We start from the raw sequence: 22282 nt of genomic DNA, 5'->3' as shown, positions 1-22282 counted from the left end.
AATTAGTCTCAGGTAGGAACAAACGGGCGCGAAGACGGCGAAATGCGAGCCAATTAGTCTCAGGTAGGAACAAACGAGCGCGAAGGCGGCGAAGTGCACCGTTGCAGCGGAGCACCGCGACTGCAAGCTGAACGCACAAGCGGTTCACACCACCGCCCCTCCCCATTAGGAATCCCGCTCCGCGCTATGTTAAAATATCGCATGTGAACCAAGTCCGGCATAAAGGAGCCACCGCCGTTGACCTCTAAAGCAAACGCAGGGCTGCTGTCCATCTGGATCAGCCTTGTCAGCAATATCGCACTCACGATCATCAAGATCGTCGTCGGCCTGCTTTTCGCGAGCCCCGTACTCGTGGCGGACGGCATCCACAATGCAGGCGACATCATCGCGACCGTCGCGGCGCTGACTTCCTCCATGGTATCGAAGAAGCCTGCCGACGAGGATCACCCGTACGGCCACGGCAAAGCCGAGGTCGTCGCGTCGGCTCTCGTCGCCATCATCCTGGCGATCGCCGCGCTGTGGATCGGCTATCATGCGGTCCTGACGCTCAGGGAGCCGCCCGAGAGCGAGAGCCTGCTGCCGCTGGCCGCCGCCGTCGTGTCGCTGATCTGGAAGCAGGCGCTGTACATCTATACGATCCGGATCGGCCGCGCCGTCAACAGCAAGAGCGTGCTCGCAACCGCCTACGATCATCTCGCCGACGTGTATGCCTCGCTCGCCGCCGTCATCGGCATCGGACTCGCCTATATCGGCGAGCGCCTCGACTGGCCTTGGGCCGCGTACGGCGATCCCGTGGCGGGCATTGTCGTATCGCTGCTCGTGCTGAAGCTCGCTTATGCGATGGGGACGGATGCCATCGACATCCTCATGGAGCGCAATGTCGCGCCGAGCAAGCTCGCCCAGTACGAGAAGCTCATCTCCGGCGAGCCCGAGATCCGGCGCATCGACCGGGTCCGCGCGCGCGAGCACGGCCACTACATCATCGTCGACGTGCGCGTCGGCATCCCGAGCCACTATACGATCCAGCAGGGCCACGACATCGGGCGCGAGCTCAAGCGCCGCATTATGGAGAGCGACCCCGACGTCGTCGAGGTGCTCGTACATATGAATCCTTGGAACGAAGGCGAATAAACCCGCGACACCGCTTCACCCGACCGCCCGCTTCGGCCCGCAAGGCCGTGCGGGCGGTTTTTGATGCCCCATCCCGACACGCCATGGCGCTCCGCCGCGAGTCAGTTGGCCCGCGCCGAGAGCCCGTCATCCGCGCCCGAAGACCGGCGCCTTAGGTAGTGCATCCACACGGACAAGCTCGCCGCCAGGAACAGCAGCTGCATGAGCGTACGCGGAATCAGCTCATCCTCCGGATGCGTCGCCAGGCCGTTGAGCGCGACATACAGATTCGCGGGGAACATGACGATCAGCAGCAGCGACAGCCCGCCTGACGCCCACAGCACGACCGGCCGCCAGAGCAGCCCGATCGCTCCGGCCAATTCCAATACGCCGGTGAGCGTCACGATCAAGTCCGGATACGGCAGAGCCGGCGGAACCATCTGCACGATGTCCGTCCGCATGTAGAAGAAATGCACCGCCCCCGTCAACATGAACATCGCAGCAAGCCCTCCCCGCAAGGCGACCGGCCACGACCGCAGGCGCGAGATACCCGCAGCCCCTGCTGCGAAAGTTAAGAGCGTGACGACAATCAAAGCGATTAAAGGTTCCATCCATAAGTCCTCCTTTATGTAAACACCATGTGTATAGCTACTAAACACATTGCTCAAAAAAAGGGGAGCTCTCAGTCGGCCAGCTTGCTCCCGAGCTCCGCCAGAAACCTATTGATATACAACACAGCCTCGTCAGGCATATCCCCTATGGATGCGGCGACGACAGACTTGAAGCGATCCTGATGCTCCAGATGGCGAAGATATGCCTGTTCGCCCTTGGGAGACAGCTTCAGCATGATTCTGGATTGATTGCGGGCATCCTTTTCCTTGACGACCAGACCTTTTTGATCGAGCTTCTTGAGCACTTGGGAGATGGCGCCCTTGGTGACGCCGCAGCGTTCGGCGAGCGCCGTAATATGTATGCCCTCATGCTCCCTGATCTCGCTTAGCGTGTACACTTCGGAATGGTACAACGGCTCGTCGATCCCGTACTCCCTGTTTTTCCGATCCTGTCTGGCGAACGCCTTGAACACGTCCAGCAGCGCATCGCCGATTCGTTCGCTCGATAATTCATCCATGTTCGTCATACGCATGAGTGTATAGTACCTAAACTCTTTTGTCAAACCTAAAAAAACCGACGATCCGCAATAGGGATCGCCGGCTTGGCACTGTCCCGGCCGGGATCAGTGCGATACCATATTGTATTCCATAATCCAGATCGAGCCTGCGACGATCGTCACGACGATGACGAGACCGAGGATCAGCGTCATCAGGTTGTAGCGCGGCTTCTTCTCTTCCTTGAGGTGCATGAAGAAGAACAGCTGCACGACGAATTGCAGGACGGCCGTCACGAGCAGGACGACGTCGGCGGCATTGCCGGTCACGATGTCGTTCAGCACGAGGATCAGCGGGATCGCCGTCAGCACGAGCGACAGGACGAACCCGATGACGTAGGACTTCAACGAGCCGTGCGACTCATGCGAATCTCCGCCGTGTGCGGCATGCGTGTCATGATGCTGCGCCATCTTACCTCACCCCCATCATGTACACGATCGTGAAGACGAAGATCCATACGACGTCGAGAAAGTGCCAGTAAAGGCTGATATTGCCGATCTTGCGCTTGGTCACCGGCGTGATGCCGCGCTTCGCAACCTGGAACATGAGCGCGATCATCCAGATCAGACCGATCGTGACGTGAATACCGTGCGTACCGACCAGCGTATAGAAGGCGGACAAAAACGCACTGGTGGAAATTTTGGCGCCTTCGTCGATCATCTTCAGAAACTCGGTCACTTCGAGCGTGATAAAGGAAGCGCCCAGCACGGCGGTAACGATCAACCAGTTGATCAGACCCCTCTTGTCCCCGCGATTCATCGACAGGACGGCCAGACCGCTGGTGAAGCTGCTGGTCAGCAGGATAAATGTCTCCGCGATGACGCCCGGCATCTCGAACAGATCCGCGGCGCCGGGGCCGCCCGCCGTGTTGTTGTGGAGCACGGCGTAGGTGGCGAACAGCGTGCCGAAAATAATACAGTCCGTAATGATGAAAATCCAGAAGCCCATCGTCCGCAGCGCTTCAAGGTCGTGATGGCCGTCATGGCCGTGATCGTGGTCGTGCCCTTTATGTTTTGCCGCGACTTGCGCCATTAGACAACCCTCCCTGCTTCGGCTTCGGTCCTTCTGATCTCGTCGACCGTCACATAATAATCGGTGTCATAGTTGAACGAATGATACAGCATCGTACCCGCGATGCCGATCGCGCCAGGAACAATGAGCCATACCCAGTCGAATACGAAGCCGAAGCCGACGATGAACCAGAAGACGGACATGACGATCGGCACGCCGGAATTTTTCGGCATATGAATCGGCTCGTACTGCGGAGGCGGATCCTGGACGCCCTGCGCGGCCAGTTCCTTGCGCCGCCACCAATCGTCCCGGCCCTCGACCTTTGGCGTGATGGCGAAGTTGTAGAACGGCGCAGGAGACGGGATCGACCACTCGAGCGTGCGTCCGCCCCATGGATCGCCCTTGACGCGCTTCATGAACTTGATGCTGTGCAGGATCTGCCATACTTGGAACAGGAAGCCGATCCCCATCAGGAAGCCGCCGATCGTGGAGACGAAGTTCCAGCTCCACCAGCCGGTGTCCCAGCTATACGTGCTGACACGACGCGTCATGCCCATGAGGCCGAGCACGTACTGCGGCATGAAGCAGACGTAGAAGCCGATGTTCCACAGCCAGAACGCCCAGCGTCCGAGCTTCTCGTTAAGCTTGAAGCCGAACACCTTCGGCCACCAGTAGTACAGACCTGCGAAGTAACCGAATACGACGCCGCCGATCAGCACCTGATGGAAGTGAGCGATCAGGAAGTAGCTGTTGTGGAACTGGAAGTCGGCCGGCGCGACGGACAGCATGACGCCGGTCAAGCCGCCTACAATGAAGCAGGGAATGAAGGCCATCATCCAGAGCATCGGCAGCTCGAACGTAATTTTCCCCTTGTACATCGTGAACAGCCAGTTGAACACCTTGACCCCGGTCGGGATCGCGATGATCATCGTTGTGACGGCGAAGAACGCATTGACGTTCGCGCCCGAGCCCATTGTGAAGAAGTGGTGGGCCCAAGTGAAGAACGAGAAGATGCTGATGCTCATCAACGCGAACACCATGGAGCCGTAGCCGAACAGCCGTTTCTTGGAGAAGGTCGCGACGATCTCCGAGAATATGCCGAACGCCGGCAGTACAACGATATACACTTCGGGGTGACCCCACATCCAGATAAGGTTGATATACATCATCGGATTGCCGCCCAGATCAAGCGTGAAGAAGTGGGCGCCGAAGTAACGGTCGATGAACAGCAGCGCCAGCGTCACCGTCAGAATCGGGAACGCCAGGATGATCGTCACGCAGCTCGAGAGCACCGACCAGGTGAACATCGGCATCTTCATGAGCTTCATGCCGGGCGCGCGCATCTTGAGGATGGTCACGATGAAGTTGATGCCGGTCATGAGCGAGCCGATACCGGAGATCTGAATACCCCAGATATAAAAGTCCTGTCCGACGCCCGGACTGAACATCTTCTCGGAGAGCGGCGGATAAGCCAGCCAGCCGGCCTCCGGCGAGCCGCCGATAACGAACGATACGTTGAACAGCATCGCGCCCATGAAAAACAGCCAGAAGCTGAGCGAGTTCAGGAGCGGGAACGCGACGTCGCGCGCGCCGATCTGCAGGGGCACGGTCAGGTTGAACAGACCGAACATCAGCGGCATCGCCATAAACAAAATCATGATGACGCCGTGCGTAGTGAAAATATCGTTATAGTGATCGGGCTTCAGGAACTCCATGGTGTCCGGCAGCGCCAGCTGCGTCCGCATGAGCAGGGCGTCGACGCCCCCGCGGAACAGCATGAGCAGCGATGCGATGACATACATGATGCCGATCCGCTTGTGATCGACGGTGGTCAGCCATTCGCGCCACAGCCAGCCCCAGCGCTTGAACGCCGTGAGCGCGAAGACGATGGCGACCAACGTCAGTCCGATCGCGACGTCCGCGCCGTAGATGAGCGGGTCCCCAGTCACGAAGAAATCGGATAGCTTGGTAATCTTCAATCGGGTCCCCTCCTTAATGTTGATGCGCGGCGCCGTGATCGTCCGCTCCGGACATATCCATGCCGGACATGTCCATATCTTGCATATTGCTCATATCGTGGTCTTCTTGCTTGGCGTTGCCGGATTCGGCCCCGTGGTGATGCGCGGACCCGCCCTTCACGACGTACTTGTTGACGATCTGGTCGAACAGTCCCTCGGGGAAGGACGAGAACGAGCGCACCATCGAAGTCGCGGGCTTGGCCAGGTCAGTGTAGCCGTTCTGATCCATGGCCGGATACGACTGCTTGACGTCCTGCACCCACTTGTCGAATTCCGCCTGGGAGGTCGCCTTGGCATTAAACGTCATCTTGGCGAAGTGTTCGCCGCTGAAGTTCGCGCCCGTGCCGAAGTAGTCGCCCGGTTCGTCCGCGATCAGATGCAGCTTCATCGCCATGCCGGACATCGTATAGATCTGGCCGCCAAGCTGCGGAATCCAGAACGAATTCATCGGCGCATCCGCGGTCAGCTGGAATTGCACCGGAACCTTCTCCGGGAATTGTACGTAATTCACCGTAGCGATGCCTTGCTCCGGATACAGGAACATCCACTTCCAGTCGAGCGCGACGACCTGGATTGTGATCGGCTTCGCCTCCGAAGCGATTGCCTTGGACGGCTCCAGCTTGTAGCTGTATCGAACGGTGAAGATCGCGATGATCAGGATGATGATGATCGGTATCCCCCACCAGATGGTTTCCAGCTTCGTACTGTGATCCCAGTTCGGTTGGTACGCTTCTTTCTTTTTGCTCTTCGCCCGGTATTTCCAGGCGATCCAGAACGTCAATATAAGGACGGGCACGATAATGATGAGACATAGCCCCGTCGTGATGTAGATGAGATCAAGCTGCTGCTTGCCGATCTCTCCTTTGGGATTAAGGACGACTACGTCGGCACAGCCCGACAGCAGGAACGTCATCAGCGCCAGCGGCAGGAACGCCGCTGCCCGCATAAACCACCCTTTGTACTTCATTTGCTCACACTCCTTGATTGCGGCTTGGCGCCGGGCCCGCGGCACTCTCGTCAGAATCCCGCGCTATGTCATTAACATATCAAAATCCGAAGGCCCCGGCTCTGCTGTTAACAAATGCGTCAATGTTTGTTTGATATTTAGCAATAAATTGTTCACCAATTCGACCTTTGTTCAAACATTCGCAACAAAAAAACTGCCTGGCGCGGAGATGTCTCTCTACGCAGGCAGTCTTTGGTTGCAAGCGATCGATCGGGTTGCAGCTTGTTAAGCGAGATCCTCGACCTTGTCCAGGGATTCCGGCTCAAGATCCGACTTCTTCATCATGAGAGGCGCAGCGACGCCGAACAGCAGAATCTGCAGTCCGCCGACCAGGAATCCGATTCCGATCATCAGTCCCAGGTTGCCGTCGTTGAATTCGTTCATATTGAATGCGCTGAAAATGACGCCTAACGCAATGATAACTCCTGCCGTCCACTTCAGCGCGATCGTCATGTCTTTTCTCATTGGAGAACAACTCCCTTCGATGGAAACGCTATATGTGAACATTCTATCACAAAATTGTGACGAAATATAGTCTGAATCTGCCTAATCTCAATTGCCCCGCGCAGACCTGTTCGATTCAACTGTCAAGCAGCGTATGGCTCGTCTTTCTAGTTTTACCCTTGTGAAACGGCTTCCAAACGAAAGATACCGTCAAGCGCGCCGCAGCTGCTATAATCTTCCTAGACTCCGGACGGAGGCGAAGTCCAACCGGCGTCCATTCTTCCGGCGCATGCTCCAATTTATAATGAGATAGCAGACAAGGAATTATGCGCGACAACATCGCCATCGGAATGAGGGATAAGCATGAACGAGAACAAATCGGCCGGCGCGCTCGCAGTTGCAGGTCTTGCGCTGCTCGGGATCGTCGCAGTCCCGCTGTGGATCGCGCTCTGGGCGGTGCTGTCGGCGCTCGCGGCCGTCAATATTGCGCTGATCGCCTCTCCGCTCTCCGTGCTCGCGGATTGGGCGCTGAACGGCTTCAGTTATCCTGCCAAGATGTACGTCAGCCTGGCAGTGACCGGCATCGGCATGCTGGCCGCCTTCGGCACGGTCGCGGCATTCAGAGCAGGTATCCGCCTGACGGCGCGAGGGCTGACATGGACGAACAGCATTCGGAGAGGAAGGTCTATATAATATGAAGAAAATATCCTGGATCACGATCGCCATCGGCCTCATCTTGATCGGCCTCGGGGGCGCGGCCTACTACAAATTTCAATTCGCGGAGCCGCTCGCCGCGCATTCGCAGACGTGGACATTTGGCGAAGGGGAGCTTCGGGAGTTCGTCGTCGTCGGAGATGCCAAGAGTCTGGACATACGCTTCGTGCCGAGCACGGACGGCAAGAACACCGTCAAGCTGGACGGCAAGGAAGAGAAGGAAGTCATCAGCCGGCTGTCGGACGTCAAGCTGGAAGGCGGCAAGCTCGAGCTGAACCTCAACCCCAAGTTCAAATGGTTCAATATAAACTTCAACTTCAACTTCGGCAGCCGCAAGCAGTCGATCGTCGTCGCGCTCAGCGATGCGCGCCTGCTGGATGCCGTCACGGTGAAGTCGGACTCCGGCTCGGTTGTCGTGGACGGCCCCAAGGCGCAGACGGTCAAGATCGGCTCCGACTCCGGCTCGCTGAGAGCCTCGAACATTCAGGCGGGGACGCTGGAGCTAAAGTCCGATTCCGGTTCGGTCAAGCTCAGCGGCATTCAGGCCGAGCAAGCGACCGTGAAGACGGATTCGGGCAGCATTCAGGCCGACGGCATCAAGGCGGAGGCGACCGTCTCGTCGGACTCCGGCTCGATCAAGCTCGCCGCCCTCGCCGGAGCGGCCGAGATCAAATCGGATTCGGGCAGCGTACGGCTGCAGAAGCAGGATACGTCCTCCGTCGACATCAAGACGGACTCCGGCAGCGTTCGCGTCGAGGTGCCAGCCTCCTTTGCCGGCCACTACGACTTGCGATCGGGCTCCGGCTCGATTCACTCGCCGGACTCGCCGGGGCAGACCAAAGACGTGGTCAAGGTACGCACGGACAGCGGCAGCATCCGGGTGGCGACAGCTGAATAAACGACAACGCCGCTTGCATCTTTACGATGCAGGCGGCGTTGTCGTTTGTGCGGCGAAGTTCGGCTGCCGGCTCCCGAGCCGCATGCGCCCGCTCAGGCCGGATAGGGCTGCGACGGCGGCGAAGCCAGCGCCTCCTCCGTGATCTTGCGGATATCGACAGGCGACATCGACTCCTCATTCACGAGATCGGGCAAAATATGATCGAAAAAGTAATCCACGCATTTCAGCGGAATCCGGCGTATGCTGAGGAGCGCATGCCTGTACATCGAGATGAACTCCTTTTCCGTATTGCCCCGCTGCAGCTCGGAGAATGCCTCGTACACCTGGTCCAATTTATCCGCAGCCTCCAGAATCAAGCCTTCGACCGACTGATCCTTGCCTTCCCGCAGCTGCTCCTGAAAAATCGCCTTGAACTCGCGCGGAATGTGCTCCTCGATAAAATGATGAACCATGCCTTCCTCGACACGCTGCAGCAGCGTGCGCAGTTGCATGGAGGAATGCTTGACCGGCGTTTTGATATCTCCGATAAAAATCTCCCCGTAATCGTGGCTGCTCGTGATCCGGTACAGCTTTTTCCAGTCGATGACGGCACCCTGCTGCTCCTCGATATCCGCGAACGTCTTCGCATATTGTACGACCTTCCACGAATGCGCGGCGACACTGTGCTGCTCGAACTTGAACTTGCCCGGACAGCGGATGATCCGGTCGAGCACGTCCAGCGATCTGAAGTATGCATGAATCCCCATGGCGGCTCTCCTCACGTATGTCTAAAGTCCGGCTTCGCTTCGCAACATCGAGCCGCAGCACCAGTATAAACGCGCGATGTAAAGCCAGGATTAACGGAGTTTCAAGGGAAAGTGAATGAATGAAGCGGAATGCGAGAACTTGGCGGCGGTGCTGAGGGGCGGACGGGTGGCGGGGGCGGGATTGTGGCGACGGGTGACGGGGATATGGCGCGAACCGCACAGACATGTGCGGTTGCGGGTACTGGTGCGATCGAGCGCCTCGCGACAAAATGAAAAACCGGCCTCGGCGGGCCGGTTGTCTGGGCGGGCAATCATCCCGAGTTGTCGGGCTTCAGGCTTCAGTGCGCCGCCGTCTGATGGGCTTCTCCCCATTCCTTGAGCATCAGAATGACCGGCTCCAGGGTGCGGCCGTAGGGAGTGAGGCGATAGCCGATCTTCGGCGGAGTCTCTTGATAGACGATCCGCTGGACGAGTCCTTCGCGTTCCAGGTCGCGCAGCTGAAGCACCAGCATGCGTTGTGTGATGCCCGGGATTAAGCGGCGGAGCTGATTGAACCGTGCTTCCTGCTGGATCAGTTGGTACAGGATGACACCCTTCCACTTGCCGCCGATGACGCTCATCGCCGTGCCTACGGGGTTGCTCGCTATATCGTTTGCTTCGAATTTGACCGTTTGCAGCATGATGACACCCTCCTTTTCGGCGTTCGAGTTTTTCATATACTCCTTTTATAACACTTGGCACTGAACAAATTCTGAAAAACGGGCGGATGCTACGATTGGATTCGTTGCATACTATTGGAAACGATGCGGACGAGGAGGCGCGCGCCATGTTCAAATGGCTGTTCCGGGCTTGGCGTCGTGCGGCGGCCGCCAGCCTTCGCTCGCACGGAAGATCGCCCAGCGTCGGCGGCGGTCTCCTGCACCATGCCTCCGGCGGCAGCGCCCGCCGCGGGAATGCGCTCGCACACCTCCGCGACGCGCTCAAGCATTCCGAGGATATGGTCTGCCAGCCCCTCACGGCGGGAGGGGTCGCTTGTACGCTGGTCTACATCGAGACGATCGTGGACAAAAAAACGCTGCTGGAGCATCTGATCAAGCCGCTGCTGGAGCGGCAGACACAGCTGACGAGCAGCGAGCTGCAGGACGGCTTGCTCAGCGGAGCGCTCGTCTCGATCCAGGCAACGGCCTGTCCCGATGCGGATCAAGCCGTCACCGCCCTGCTCGAAGGTCATGCCGCGCTGATGATCGAAGGAGGCGCCGCCGGCATCTACTTGTTCCCTGTAACGTCGTACAATGAACGATCTGTCACAGCGTCACAGCATGAGACCGTCATCGTCGGCCCGCAGGAAGCCTTCGTCGAGAACATCCGAACCAATCTCTCGCTCGTCCGGCACAAGCTGAAGCATCCGGACTTCAAGCTGTTGAAGTACAGGTTCGGACGGTTCACCAAGACGGAAGCCTACATTTTATATATTGAAGGCCTCTGCAACGAGGACGTGCTGCAGTCGCTGAAGGACAAGCTCGCCTCCATCGATACCAGCAGCGTGCTCGGCGCCAGCTATATTGCGGAGCGGATGCAGGAAGATCCGCTGTCTCCCTTTCCTACCGTCCAATACACAGAGCGTCCCGATACGCTCGCCGCCTCGCTGATGGAGGGCAGGATCGGCCTGATGATCGACGGCACGCCGCAGACGCTGATCGTACCGGTCACTTTTTTCTCGCTGATGCAGTCGGCGGAGGATTATTACCAGAATTACCTGGCGTCGACCTGGATCCGCTGGATCCGGCTGTTTTTCGTGACGATGTCCTTCCTCGTTCCTTCTATTTATGTCGCAGTCACGACTTTTCATCCGGAGATCGTCCCTTCGAACCTGCTGCTGACGATCACGGCCGCCAGGGAGAACATCCCCTTCCCCGCGCTCGCGGAGGTGCTGATCATGGAACTGATCTTCGAGGGACTGCGCGAAGCGGGCATCCGCATCCCGAGACCGCTCGGACAGACGGTGTCGATCATCGGCGCAATCGTCATCGGCCAGGCGACCGTGCAGGCGGGCATCGTATCTGCCCCGACCGTCATCGTCGTGTCGATCACGGGCATCGCTTCCTTCGTCATCCCTCACTTTGAGCTCGGGCTCGCCTTCCGGCTGCTCCGCTTCCCCCTGCTGATTCTCGGCGGCGTCCTCGGCCTGGCAGGACTGGTGACAGGCTTGTTCATCCTGTTCCTTCATCTCGTGTCGCTATCCTCGTTCGGCGTGCCCTATATGCACCCGGTCGCCCCGCTGTCCATCGCGGATTGGAAAGACACCTTCATCCGCATCAACTGGGCGCGCATGGGGCATCGTCCGGTCGCGTACCGCAAGACGAACGCTTCGCAAGGGGCGCCCGATCATGAATAAAATCTGGCGCATGCTGGCCGCCGTCCTGACTGCGCTGCCGCTCGGCGGCTGCTGGTCGAAGATCGAGCTGAACGACCGCAGCTTCATCACGAGCGCTTACATCGATATGGGCGACAATCCCGGAGAGATCATGCTGACGATCGGTGCGCCGCTGCCCAACCGTCTGGGCTCCGCCAGCAACGTCCAATCCCCGAGCCAGCTCGGACTTGCTTATACGTCGAACACGCAATCGGCAGCCACGCTGCCCGAGGCGCTGGAGGCGATCCAGAAGGATCTGACCCGCAAGCTCACTTGGGGGCAGACACGAGCCATCGTCGTCAGCGAGCAATTCGCCGTAAAAAGAGGGATGGAAGAACTGCTGGAGTGGGCGTCGCGCAATCCTTCCATCCCGTTGCGGACATTCGTATTCATCTCCGAAGGTCAAGCCAAAGAAATCATGAACCTGACGCCGGTGTTCGAGCGGGCGCCGTCCGAGGTGCTGCGCGAATTCGGCAACCGGCACTTCGTCGGTCATGCCACGCTCAGGGATCTGGCCGTGGCAAGCGCGGACGGCGTCGGTCTCGCCGTACCGCTGCTCCATATGGGCAAGCGGCCGCTCGTCAGCGAACAAGGCCAGGACCGGTGGTGGGTCGGCCCCGACGGCGCGGCCATGATTCAGGACATGCACATGAAGGGCACATTGGATATCGAGGAGACCAAGTCAGTCAGTTGGGCGTCGGGCAGTCTGACGGAGCCCATATATCAATTGCTGTCGGGCAACGGCAGATACAACATCAAGCTGAACGAGCTGCACGGAGAGGTCGGACCCCGCTTCCGGAACGGCATGCTCGAGTGCCGGGTCAAGCTCACCGCAGAAGCGACGCTCGAGTCCACACAGACCACGCAGGATGTCACCGAGCCGCGCTTGCTGCACGGGCTGGAGCGCAAAATAAACCTGGAGATCGCGACCGACATGCAGCGCGCATTAGATAAATCCAAGCAAGCAGGCACCGACGTGCTGCAGGTCGGACGGCGCCTCGAATGGCGGTATCCCCGCTACTGGGACAGCGTCAAAAACCGCTGGCCCGAGATATACCGCGAGGACATGCGGTTCATCGTGGAGGCCAACGTTCGAATCACGCATCTGAATGCAGAGAACAAACCGTTGTGGTCGACCAGGAAGGGAGGCGCTTCATGAAAAGCGTATGGCTGATCTTGGCGGGAATCGCAGCCTCCGAGCAGTATCGGCTGCGGCTCGATAACAAGCGCGAACGCTTGGGCTCGGCGTTCCTGTGGCTGATCGTACTCCTCTATGCGGGCGTCGCATGCATAAGGGACGAGCTGCCGCTCCCCGTATGGATCGTCCGGGGCTTGTTCGGCTGGACGGATCATAGCCTGGCGCTGCCCGGGGAGTACGGCGGACGATGAAGTCGCTGACTTTCGGACAGCTATGGCGGCTGATGACGCTGCAGCTGATCGCGGCACCGCTGGTGTACATGCTGAGCCCGTTGTATGTACTGAGCGGATATCTCGGCTGGCTCGCCATTCCCGCCGCGGGGCTCATCAACTTGTCGCTGGCCTTTTTCTCCGTGCGCCTTAGCTACGCTTACCAAGGGCAAGACTGGGGGGAATACGGGAGGCGGATTGTCGGCCGGGCGCCTCACTTCCTTTTTTCCTCGCTGCTGCTGCTGTATTGCCTGACGATCGCCACGATGTGCGCCGCCTCCTACTCGGATCTGTTCATCTCCGTATATCTGGAGGGTACGCCCACGCAGGCCATGCTCGGATGCTTCCTGCTATGCGCCGCCCTCGCCGCACGTTCGGGCATTCGCTCGATCTCGCTGCTCGGCGACGGCTTTTTCCTGACCGTGTTCGCGACGACGCTCCCCGTCCTCACCGTGCTGCTCGGCAAGATGAATTACGACATGACGAGCGCCTTCGTCACCCATTGGTCCGCGACCAAGCTGATTCGATCTACGTTTTTTGCCGCGGGCTGGACCAACGATCTGACGCTGCTGCTGCTGATCTTGCCTCACTTCCAGCCGGTAGAGAAGCCCTTCCGCAAGGTGGCTGCCATGCAGGCGCTCGTCATCTCCGTGCTGCTGGCTTACTGGCTGTCCGGTCTGCTGCTGTTCGGGCCGACGATGGCGGGCAGCATCGCTTATCCGGTGCTGGAGGTCGTACGCTTCATCTCCTTCGGCGAGGTGCTGGAAAATCTCGATCCGATTCTGATCGCCATATGGTCCACAACGCTGCTGATCAAGACGGCGCTGCTGCTGTTCATGGGAGCGCGAATCGCCATGCGGTTCTCCGGCTTCAAGTCGCACCGCCCCTTAGTGTTCGCCCTGACGTCCTTTGTGTTCATATTCGCCTACCAGTTCAGCCGGTACCCCGGCGAATTTCTGCACTGGACGATGCAGCCCTCCTTCCAGACCTTCACCTGGCTCATCTTCCTCATGCCCGCCCTCTACTGGACGATCGCCAAGCTCAGAGGCATGCCCGGCGCCGGACGCCAATAAGCCCCGGCCCGCGCTATAGGCGGCCTGGGGCTCGGTGGTGCAGGAGAGATAGCTCGCGTGCTATTCGCTCTGCGTCAGACGCAGCTTGCCGAGCGCTTCGGCCGCTCTCGAGCGGGCTTCGAGCACGCTGTCCGCGGAAGCCAGCGCCACGGCCATACGCCGGCCGGGCTTGGTCACCGGCTTGCCGAAGACGCGCAGCTGCGTATCCGGCACGGCGAGCGCCTCCTCGGCGCCCGTCAGCCGATAGCCGCTCCATTCCTCCAGCGCCTTGAGCGGACGGCTCGCGCCGGGGGAGATCAGCTTGATCTCCGGGACCGGGAGACCGAGCACGGCCCGCGCATGCAGCGCGAACTCGGACAGGTTCTGGCTGACGAGCGTCACGAGGCCCGTATCGTGGGGACGGGGCGACACTTCGCTGAAGTACACCTTGTCCTCGGCGAGGAACAGCTCGACGCCGAACACGCCCACGCCGCCCAGCTCATCCGTGATCGCGAGCGCGATGCGCCGCGACTCCTCGAGCTGCGCGGCCGTCATCTCATGCGGCTGCCACGACTCGATATAGTCGCCGCTCTGCTGGATATGACCGATCGGCGGACAGAACTGCGTCCCCTCCGCGGTCCGCACGGTCAGCAGCGTGATCTCCGACTCGAAGCGGATGAACTCCTCCACGATGACGCGGCCCTGCTGCACCCGGCCGCCCTCCATCGCGAGGCGCCAGCTGTCCGCCAGTCCCTCCTCGGAGCGGCAGACGCTCTGCCCTTTGCCCGAGGAGCTCATCAGCGGCTTGACGACACAGGGGAAGCCCATCTCGCGTGCGGCGGCCGCGAACGCGTCGTAGTTGTCGGCGAAGCGGTACTGCGCCGTCGGCAGACCGAGCGTCTCCGCGGCCAGGCGGCGGATGCCCTCCCGATCCATCGTCAGTTGCGCGGCGCGCGCGGTCGGGATGACGCGGAAGCCCTCCTCCTCGAGCTTCACAAGCTCGGCCGTCGCGATTGCCTCGATCTCCGGAACGATGAGATCGGGCCGCTCCTTCAGGATCAGATCGCGCAGCGCCTGCCTGTCCAACATGTCGATGACATAGCTGCGATCGGCCACGTGCATCGCGGGCGCCCCCTCGTATCTATCGACCGCGATCGTCTCCACTCCCAGTCGCTGCGCCTCCAGCACGACCTCTTTGCCAAGCTCGCCCGAGCCGAGCAGCAGCAGCTTTTTCGTATGGAACATCTTCGTTATCCCTCTCCTCGCACCGTCGGTTGTGCTCATTATACAACAATCGGGGCGCGAGGCCGAGTGCGCCGAACTGACGCGGGCATGCTGATGCCCAGTGATGTCGCCGAATCGGCCAGAGGACCGGAGTAGCACGGGATTGGCGAGAGGGCCGAGATGGCGCGGGGCAGCGATAGGGCCGAGATGGCGCGGGGCAGCGAGAGGGCCGGGGTGGCGCGGGGCAGCGATAGGGCCGGGATGGCGCGGGGCAGCGATAGGGCCGGGATGGCGCGGGGCAGCGATAGGGCCGAGATGGCGCGAGGCAGCGATAGGGCCGGGATGGCGCGGGGCAGCGATAGGGCCGGGATGGCGCGGGACAGCGATAGGGCCGGGGTGGCGCGGGGCAGCGATAGGGCCGAGATGGCGCGAGGCAGCGATAGGGCCGGGATGGCGCGGGGCAGCGATAGGGCCGGGATGGCGCGGGGCAGCGATAAGGTCGGGATGGCGCGGAGCAGCGATAGGGCCGGGGTGGCGCGGGGCAGCGATAGGGCCGGGATGGCGCGGGGCAGCGATAGCGCCGGGGTGGCGCGCATCGCCTGCACCACGAGAGGCGATCGGCCTATCGGGGGCCGTCCCGCGCGCATCGCCTGCACCACGAGAGGCGATGCGCCTATCGGGGGCCGTCCGGCGCGCATCGCCTGCACCACGAGAGGCGATCGGCCTATCGGGGGCCGTCCCGCGCGCATCGCCTGCACGACGAGAGGCGATGCGCCTATCGGGGGCCGTCCCGCGCGTATCGCCTGCACGACGAGAGGCGATGCGCCTATCGGGGGCCGTCCCGCGCGTATCGCCTGCACGACGAGAGGCGATGCGCCTATCGGGGGCCGTCCCGCGCGTATCGCCTGCACCACGAGAGGCGATCGGCCTATCGGGGGCCGCCCGGCGCGCATCGCCTGCACAACGAGAGGCGATCGGCCTCTCGGGGGCCGTCCGGCACGCATCGCCTGCACTACGAGAGGCGATGAGCCTATCGGGGGCCGCCCGGCGCGCATCGCCTGCACCACGAGAGGCGATGAGTCTATCGGAGGCCGTCCCGCGCGCATTGCCTGCACCACGAGAGGCGATCGGCCTATCGGGGGCCGTCTGGCGCGTATCGCCTGCACTACGAGAGGCGATGCGCCTATCGGGGGCCGTCCGGCACGCATCGCCTGCACAACGAGAGGCGATGAGCCTCTCGGCCACGGTTCGGCGCGCATCGCCTGCACGACGAGAGGCGATCGGCCCCGTCCGCTCAGTCGTCCTCGTACCTGCGCAGCACGATGACTGCATTGTGCCCGCCGAAGCCGAAGGAGTTCGACAGGCCGATCTTAAGCTCCGGATGCTGCCGGGCCACATTCGGCACATAATCCAGGTCGCAGTCGGTGTCGGGCCGGTCCAGGTTGATCGTCGGCGGGATGATGCCCTCGAGCAGCGTCCGCACGAGCGCGATGGCTTCCGCACCGCCGGCTGCGCCGAGCATATGGCCGGTCATCGACTTGTTGGCCGTCACCGGGACCCGCCACGCCCGCTCGCCCAGCACCTGCTTGATCGCCAGCGTCTCTGTCGCGTCGCCAAGCTCGGTGCTCGTCGCGTGCGCGCTGACGACGTCCACGTCCGCCGCCGTTAGGCCGGCGCTGCGGAGCGCGGCGCGCATCGCCAGAATCGCGCCGCGCCCTTCCGGATGTGTGGCGACCTGGTGGTAGGCGTCGGAGCTCGCACCGTAGCCGATCACCTCGGCGAGCGGTCGCGCGCCGCGCGCCAGTGCGTGCTCGAGCGACTCCAGCACGACGATGCCCGCCCCCTCGGCGAGCACGAATCCGTCGCGGTCCGCATCGAACGGGCGGCTCGCCCGAGCCGGCTCGTCGTTGCGCCGGGACAATGCCGTCGCATTGCCGAAGCTCGCCAGCGATAGCTCCGTCACGGCGGCTTCCGCGCCACCCGCGATGACGATGTCCGCCTCGCCGTTCCGGATGAGCCGCCATGCCTCGCCGATCGCCGTGTTGCCGATCGAGCAGGCCGTCACAGGCGCCATCGTCGGCCCGTACGTGCCATACCGGATGCTGATCTGCGCCGCCGCCATATTGGCGATCATCATCGGCACGAGCAGCGGACTGACGCGGTCCGCACCCCGTTCGCGCAGCAGCGATTCGTTGTCGCTGAGCGTCCGCAAGCCCCCCGTGCCCGATCCGACGTACACCGCCACCCGCTCCCGGTCTACTTTTTCCATATCCAGCCCTGCCTCCCGCACCGCCTCGTCCGCCGCAGCCAGCGCGAATTGCGTGAAGCGGTCCATCCGCCTCGCCTCCTTGCGGCCGAATCGCCCCTCCGCGTCGAAGTCCAGCACGAGCCCGGCGATACGCGTCTTGTACCCGGATACGTCCATATGCTCGATCGTCCGCACACCTGACCGCCCCTCGATCAGCCCCCGCCAGAAGGCGGCTACGTCCGCGCCCAGCGGCGACACGACACCCGTCCCCGTAATCACGACTCTTGCCATCTCGATCTCCTCCATCGTACGTGCCCGATTGATAAACGTATCATTCCATATCGTGATATCCTAGTACAAGTTATAGTTTATACTGGTATAATGAATACCCGAATAAGGCGAGGCGGGAGAGGAACGGCGGGACGGCTGCGACGGGCGTTCACCGGGAGGCAGGGCGGCGCACGACAGCCGCATGCACGGCGGCGGGCGTGAGCAGGGAAGCAGCATCCGCATCGGCGAGCGAGGGTGAGGAAGCAGCATGTTTGACGAAGGGCGCGACACGGACGAGCTGCCGTAATGGGCAGCCGGATGATGGCGGCGATGAGCTGCCGCAATGGGCAGGCGGATGATGGCGGCGATGAGCGGCCGCGACGGGCAGGCGGATGATGGCGGCAATGAGCCGCCGCGACGGGCAGCCGGATGATGGCGGCAATGAGCTGCCGCGACGGGCAGGCGGATGATGGCGGCAATGAGCGGCCGCCAGCGTTAGAGGAGGATGCGGAATGAACAAGCAGGCGAGGCTGCAGGCATTGTCTGATTTTTTGAAGGCGCGGCGGGCGCGGCTGTCTCCGGGAGAGGTCGGATTGCCCGACATCGGCAGGCGGCGGACACCCGGCTTGCGGCGGGAGGAGGTGGCCCAGCTGGCGGGCGTCAGCAGCACCTGGTACACATGGCTGGAGCAGGGACGCGATATCCAGGCGTCGCACGCCGTGCTGGAGTGCGTCGCGGAGGCGCTGCGGCTGACAGCCGACGAGCGCAAGTACTTCTATGCGCTGGCCGAGAGCGGTGGGGGCGCCGCAGGAGCTGGCGATTACGGGCGGGAGGAGCCGCCGGTCATGACGCTGTCGCTGTCGCGCATCCTGGACGAGCTCCGCCATTGCCCGACGATCGTCTCGGACAGACGCTGCCAGATCGTCGGCTGGAACGAAGCCGCCGCGCGCGTCTTCGCAGACTTCGGACGGATCGCGCCGGAGGACCGCAACATGATCCGGCTCGTCTTCACGCGCAAGGAATTCCGCAGGCTGGCCGTCAATTGGGAATCGTTCGCGAGCGGCTTCCTCGCGATATTCCGCGCGTACTACGGACAGTATGTGGAGGACGAGTGGTACGAGGGCTTTCTGGCGGAGATGAAGGATGCGCACCCCGACTTCGAGCGCCTGTGGCACGACAGCCATGTCAGCAGCGCGCCCGAGGTCGCCCTCGAATTCAGACACGCCAAAGCAGGCAAGATGCTGTTCCACCTCACCTCGCTCCAGGCACACGGCAGCGCCGATCTCCGGCTCAGCGTATACACGCCTGCCGCCGATTCGCGCACGGAGGATAAGCTGCGACGGCTGCTGGATGCGTAGGGGCGGCGGGCACGGTAGTGGCGATGAGGCACGATAGTGGTGAAGGGCACGGTAGTGGCAAGGCATCGTGCGGAGTCGCAGGTTCTCATAGCACCATTTTGGTGCTATGCTGAGGCATAAAGTGTGCTAGCTGATAGGCTGCGTTCTCGTAGCACCAGAATGGTGCATGAGAGCAGACGCAGGCCAGGCTGGATGGCGGATGCAGCGCGATGGTGCATCATTTTTGTGCATGAGGGCGAGTGCGGGGGCGGACTGGGTGCGGATGCGGTGCGATGGTGCACCATTTTTGTGCTTGAGGGCGGGAGCAGGCCGGGCGGAGTGCGGATGCGGTGCGATGGTGCACCATTTTTGTGCTTGAGGGCGGGAGCAGGCCGGGCGAAGTGCGGATGCGGTGCGATGGAGCACCATTTTTGTGCTTGAGGGCGAGAGCAGACCGGGCTGGGTGCGGATGCGGTGCGATGGTGCACTATTTTTGTGCTTGAGGGCGGGAGCAGGCCGGGCGGAGTGCGGATGCGGTGCGATAGAGCACCATTTTTGTGCTTGAGGGCGAGCGCAGGACTGGCTGGGTGCGGATGCGGTGCGATGGAGCACCATTTTTGTGCTTGAGGGCGAGCGCAGGCCGGACTGGGTGCGGAGTGCAGCGCGATGGAGCACCATTTTTGTGCATGAGTGCGAGTGCGGGGCCGGACTGGGTGCGGATGCAGCGCGTTGGTGCACCATTTTTGTGCTTGAGGGCGAGAGCAGGCCGGGCGGAGTGCGGATGCGGTGCGATGGTGCATGCACTATTTTGGTGCATGAGTGGGAGTGCGGGCCGGACTGGGTGAGGATGCACCGCAATGGTGCACCATTCGAAATGATGCCGAAGCTTGAAGACGCTGCACACGCAATATCTGCGCATGCAGCGTCTTGCGGCGGCGTGCTATTAGCCGATCGTATACAGACGGCTCGTCTCTTCCCAGATCTCGCCGGGAGATAGCGCGAGCAGTCCCGCTTCCTCTCTCTCAGCGGGCGACAGCTCGATGTTCGGCGCGTTGACGAGGTTGATCTGCGGCTCGGGGCAGAAGTAGCCGCCCTTGGCGCCGTCGTTCCAGATCATCCATTGCTTGTAGCCCGCGCCCACGTCGTAGACGAGCTTGACGCCCGTACGCGTGTCGGTCAGCTCCATGCGGTTGCGTCCGTTCTGCGGCACAGCAGTGTAGTGATTGTCCATCGCTTCGAAAAACGGGGACTGCGTGCCGTCGCGCATGCGCGCCTCGCCTTCGGTGAGCGGCAGGCGGCGCTTGGTCGGCAGCATCCGGCCGTCCGCTCCCATCTCCCAGCGCTCGCCGACCGTCAGCTTGAACGTATAATCGCCCGGCGTGCTGCCTGGCACGAACGGCGCGTTGACAGCCGTGTGGAACGCCAGCAGACACGGCATATTGCCCGCTCCCTCGTTGCGCACGCTGACGCGCTGATGCAGGCCTTGGCCGCTCAGCGTATATTCCAGCCGCACTGTAAACGCAAACGGAAACCGCTCGTACACCGCGTCCCCTGCCGCCACCGTCACGCTGAACGCCGCCCGGGCGCCGAGTGCGTCCGCGCTGAAGCCGTCTACTTTCCACGGAATATTGTAAAGGAATCCATGCAGATGGTTGTTGCGATCGGTCTCGTTCACCGGCAGGTGGTGCACCTGGCCCTCCCACGGGAACTTGCCGTCCTCGAATCGGTTGGGCGGGAACAGCACCGGAATGCCGTGCACCATCGGGCGCTCCGTGAACGACTGCAGCTCATCGGCCGCCGGCTCCCGCAGGAAGGCATATCCCCGCTCCGTATCCCGGAACGCGATCAGGTTCGCGCCAATCTCGGGCAGCACCGCCGCTTCGTAGGGGCCTGCCTTGAGCCATACTGCCTTCAAACCCTCGTATTGACCTTCGTAAGCTTGCGCGTTCGCTGTCATGTTAACCTCCTGGCGTTCATCAAGACTTGTACGTACATCTGATTCTAGCATATTATACACCGCGCAGCGGGGAACAGCCATGGATTATACGTCGCGGCTCCTCCTGCGACGAGCCAGCCTCCACACCGGATTTCCATCGTCAGCGGCGGCTGTGCGAGCTGCATTTTCCTTTCCCGCCGGAATCCGTTATGATGCCAATAGAATGGAAGACAAGCCGAAGGAGGCGTGCAGCAAATGCAATATACGAGACTTGGACATACCGGCCTGGAGGTGTCCCGACTGTGTCTGGGATGCATGAGCTACGGCGAATCCGGGCGCGGGACGCATCCTTGGACATTGGACGAGGAGCGCAGCCGGCCGTTCATCCGCAAGGCGCTGGAGCTCGGCATCAACTTCTTCGACACGGCCAACGTGTATTCGGACGGGACGAGCGAGGAGATCGTGGGCAGGGCGCTCAAGGACTTCGCGCGACGCGACGAGGTCGTCATCGCGACGAAGGTGCACGGCCGCATGCGTCCGGGCCCGAACGGCGCGGGGTTGTCGCGCAAGGCGATTCTGAGCGAAGTGGACAACAGTCTGCGCAGGCTCGGCACGGACTATATCGACCTGTACCAGATCCATCGCTGGGATCCGCACACGCCGATTGAGGAAACGATGGAGGCGCTGCACGACGTCGTCAAAGCGGGCAAGGCGCGTTATATCGGCGCTTCGTCCATGTATGCGTGGCAGTTTCTGCAAGCGCAGCATACGGCGGAGCGCGGCGGCTGGACGAAGTTCGTCAGCATGCAAAACCATCTGAACCTGCTGTACCGCGAGGAGGAGCGCGAGATGCTGCCCTTGTGCGAAGCGCTGGGTGTCGGCGTCATCCCGTGGAGCCCGCTGGCGCGGGGCCGGCTGACGCGCGATTGGGACGAGACGAGCGAGCGGTCGGAGTCGGATGCGTTCGGCCAGACGCTGTACCGGTCGTCGGTCGAGTCGGATCGGGCGATCGTGGAGCGGGTCGCGGAGATCGCGGCTGCCCGCGGCGTCCCTCGCGCGCAGGTCGCGCTGGCCTGGGTGGCGCAGAAAAACGCCGTAACCGCGCCGATCGTCGGCGCCACGAAGCCGCATCACCTGGACGACGCGGTCGCGGCGCTGTCGCTCGGGCTGACGGCGCAGGAGATCGCGGCGCTCGAGGCGCCGTACGTCCCGCATCCGGTGCAGGGGTTCTGATCGCGTTCGGACGCTGATCGCGGGCGGGATCGTCGACTGTTGATCCACG

21 protein-coding genes are annotated in these 22282 nt (G+C 61.8%); 9 read left to right on the top strand and 12 right to left on the bottom strand.

Annotation, left to right across the window (positions count from 1 at the left end; genetic code table 11):
* Positions 1-237 precede the first annotated feature (237 nt).
* Complete coding sequence (locus VQ071_RS06880; RefSeq protein WP_340513158.1) at positions 238-1131, top strand: cation diffusion facilitator family transporter; 894 nt, start codon at positions 238-240, stop codon at positions 1129-1131.
* A 101-nt stretch (positions 1132-1232) separates the two neighbouring features.
* Here the strand turns inward: VQ071_RS06880 and VQ071_RS06875 are convergent, their stop codons facing one another.
* The 7 genes from VQ071_RS06875 to VQ071_RS06845 all read right to left on the bottom strand — a co-directional run bounded on the left by VQ071_RS06875 (position 1233) and on the right by VQ071_RS06845 (position 6776).
* Complete coding sequence (locus tag VQ071_RS06875) at positions 1233-1721, bottom strand: DoxX family protein (RefSeq protein ID WP_340513157.1); 489 nt, start codon at positions 1719-1721, stop codon at positions 1233-1235.
* Positions 1722-1792: 71 nt separating this feature from the next.
* A complete protein-coding gene (locus tag VQ071_RS06870) occupies positions 1793-2239 on the bottom strand; it encodes a MarR family winged helix-turn-helix transcriptional regulator (protein ID WP_340513156.1) in 447 nt (148 codons plus the stop codon).
* Between the two features lie 105 nt (positions 2240-2344).
* Entirely contained in the window at positions 2345-2686 is a 342-nt protein-coding gene (gene cyoD / locus VQ071_RS06865) for a cytochrome o ubiquinol oxidase subunit IV (RefSeq protein ID WP_340513155.1), read from the bottom strand.
* A gap of 1 nt (position 2687) precedes the next feature.
* Entirely contained in the window at positions 2688-3308 is a 621-nt protein-coding gene (gene cyoC / locus VQ071_RS06860) for a cytochrome o ubiquinol oxidase subunit III (RefSeq protein WP_340513154.1), read from the bottom strand.
* Complete coding sequence (locus VQ071_RS06855; RefSeq protein ID WP_340513153.1) at positions 3308-5266, bottom strand: cbb3-type cytochrome c oxidase subunit I; 1959 nt, start codon at positions 5264-5266, stop codon at positions 3308-3310. Before VQ071_RS06855 ends, cyoC begins: the two co-directional genes overlap by 1 nt.
* A 13-nt stretch (positions 5267-5279) precedes the next feature.
* Complete coding sequence (gene cyoA / locus VQ071_RS06850) at positions 5280-6272, bottom strand: ubiquinol oxidase subunit II (RefSeq protein ID WP_340513151.1); 993 nt, start codon at positions 6270-6272, stop codon at positions 5280-5282.
* A 264-nt stretch (positions 6273-6536) separates the two neighbouring features.
* Positions 6537-6776 (bottom strand): hypothetical protein, encoded by a 240-nt coding sequence (locus tag VQ071_RS06845; RefSeq protein ID WP_340513150.1) that lies wholly within the window; start codon positions 6774-6776, stop codon positions 6537-6539.
* Between the two features lie 342 nt (positions 6777-7118).
* Here VQ071_RS06845 and VQ071_RS06840 point away from each other — a divergent pair, with 342 nt between their 5' ends.
* Together VQ071_RS06840 and VQ071_RS06835 are read left to right on the top strand one after the other, a co-directional pair.
* Positions 7119-7448 carry an HAAS domain-containing protein gene (locus VQ071_RS06840; protein ID WP_340513149.1) on the top strand — a complete coding sequence of 110 codons (330 nt, stop codon included), beginning with the start codon at positions 7119-7121 and terminating at the stop codon, positions 7446-7448.
* A 1-nt stretch (position 7449) separates the two neighbouring features.
* Positions 7450-8367 carry a DUF4097 family beta strand repeat-containing protein gene (locus tag VQ071_RS06835; protein ID WP_340513148.1) on the top strand — a complete coding sequence of 306 codons (918 nt, stop codon included), beginning with the start codon at positions 7450-7452 and terminating at the stop codon, positions 8365-8367.
* Between the two features lie 92 nt (positions 8368-8459).
* Here VQ071_RS06835 and VQ071_RS06830 read toward each other — a convergent pair whose 3' ends face one another.
* Complete coding sequence (locus VQ071_RS06830) at positions 8460-9113, bottom strand: YfbR-like 5'-deoxynucleotidase (protein WP_340513147.1); 654 nt, start codon at positions 9111-9113, stop codon at positions 8460-8462.
* Between the two features lie 338 nt (positions 9114-9451).
* A complete protein-coding gene (locus VQ071_RS06825; RefSeq protein ID WP_340513146.1) occupies positions 9452-9793 on the bottom strand; it encodes a winged helix-turn-helix transcriptional regulator in 342 nt (113 codons plus the stop codon).
* Between the two features lie 146 nt (positions 9794-9939).
* Here VQ071_RS06825 and VQ071_RS06820 point away from each other — a divergent pair, with 146 nt between their 5' ends.
* The 4 genes from VQ071_RS06820 to VQ071_RS06805 are packed head-to-tail and all read left to right on the top strand — an operon-like array spanning position 9940 to position 14006.
* Positions 9940-11508: a spore germination protein gene (locus tag VQ071_RS06820; protein WP_340513145.1), complete on the top strand. Its 1569-nt coding sequence runs from the start codon at positions 9940-9942 to the stop codon at positions 11506-11508.
* Positions 11501-12685 (top strand): Ger(x)C family spore germination protein, encoded by a 1185-nt coding sequence (locus VQ071_RS06815; protein ID WP_340513144.1) that lies wholly within the window; start codon positions 11501-11503, stop codon positions 12683-12685. The genes VQ071_RS06820 and VQ071_RS06815 overlap by 8 nt, the downstream gene beginning before the upstream one ends.
* Complete coding sequence (locus VQ071_RS06810) at positions 12682-12915, top strand: hypothetical protein (RefSeq protein WP_340513143.1); 234 nt, start codon at positions 12682-12684, stop codon at positions 12913-12915. The genes VQ071_RS06815 and VQ071_RS06810 overlap by 4 nt, the downstream gene beginning before the upstream one ends.
* Positions 12912-14006 carry a GerAB/ArcD/ProY family transporter gene (locus tag VQ071_RS06805; protein ID WP_340513142.1) on the top strand — a complete coding sequence of 365 codons (1095 nt, stop codon included), beginning with the start codon at positions 12912-12914 and terminating at the stop codon, positions 14004-14006. The genes VQ071_RS06810 and VQ071_RS06805 overlap by 4 nt, the downstream gene beginning before the upstream one ends.
* A gap of 60 nt (positions 14007-14066) precedes the next feature.
* Here VQ071_RS06805 and purT read toward each other — a convergent pair whose 3' ends face one another.
* Complete coding sequence (purT, locus tag VQ071_RS06800) at positions 14067-15230, bottom strand: formate-dependent phosphoribosylglycinamide formyltransferase (RefSeq protein WP_340513141.1); 1164 nt, start codon at positions 15228-15230, stop codon at positions 14067-14069.
* Between the two features lie 1273 nt (positions 15231-16503).
* Positions 16504-17748 carry a beta-ketoacyl-ACP synthase II gene (gene fabF, locus VQ071_RS06795; RefSeq protein ID WP_340513140.1) on the bottom strand — a complete coding sequence of 415 codons (1245 nt, stop codon included), beginning with the start codon at positions 17746-17748 and terminating at the stop codon, positions 16504-16506.
* 491 nt (positions 17749-18239) lie between these two features.
* Here fabF and VQ071_RS06790 point away from each other — a divergent pair, with 491 nt between their 5' ends.
* Positions 18240-19085: a helix-turn-helix transcriptional regulator gene (locus VQ071_RS06790; protein WP_340513139.1), complete on the top strand. Its 846-nt coding sequence runs from the start codon at positions 18240-18242 to the stop codon at positions 19083-19085.
* 922 nt (positions 19086-20007) lie between these two features.
* On the opposite strand, the gene VQ071_RS06785 is transcribed toward VQ071_RS06790, so the two are convergent.
* Entirely contained in the window at positions 20008-21021 is a 1014-nt protein-coding gene (locus VQ071_RS06785; protein WP_340513138.1) for an aldose 1-epimerase, read from the bottom strand.
* Between the two features lie 234 nt (positions 21022-21255).
* Here VQ071_RS06785 and VQ071_RS06780 point away from each other — a divergent pair, with 234 nt between their 5' ends.
* Positions 21256-22233 (top strand): aldo/keto reductase, encoded by a 978-nt coding sequence (locus VQ071_RS06780; protein WP_340513137.1) that lies wholly within the window; start codon positions 21256-21258, stop codon positions 22231-22233.
* Positions 22234-22282 lie beyond the last annotated feature (49 nt).

It is taken from the genome of Cohnella sp. 56, assembly GCF_037963805.1.
Lineage (GTDB): Bacteria > Bacillota > Bacilli > Paenibacillales > Paenibacillaceae > Cohnella.
Note: the sequence above shows the minus strand (reverse complement) of the source record. Positions and strands in the feature narration are given on the sequence as shown.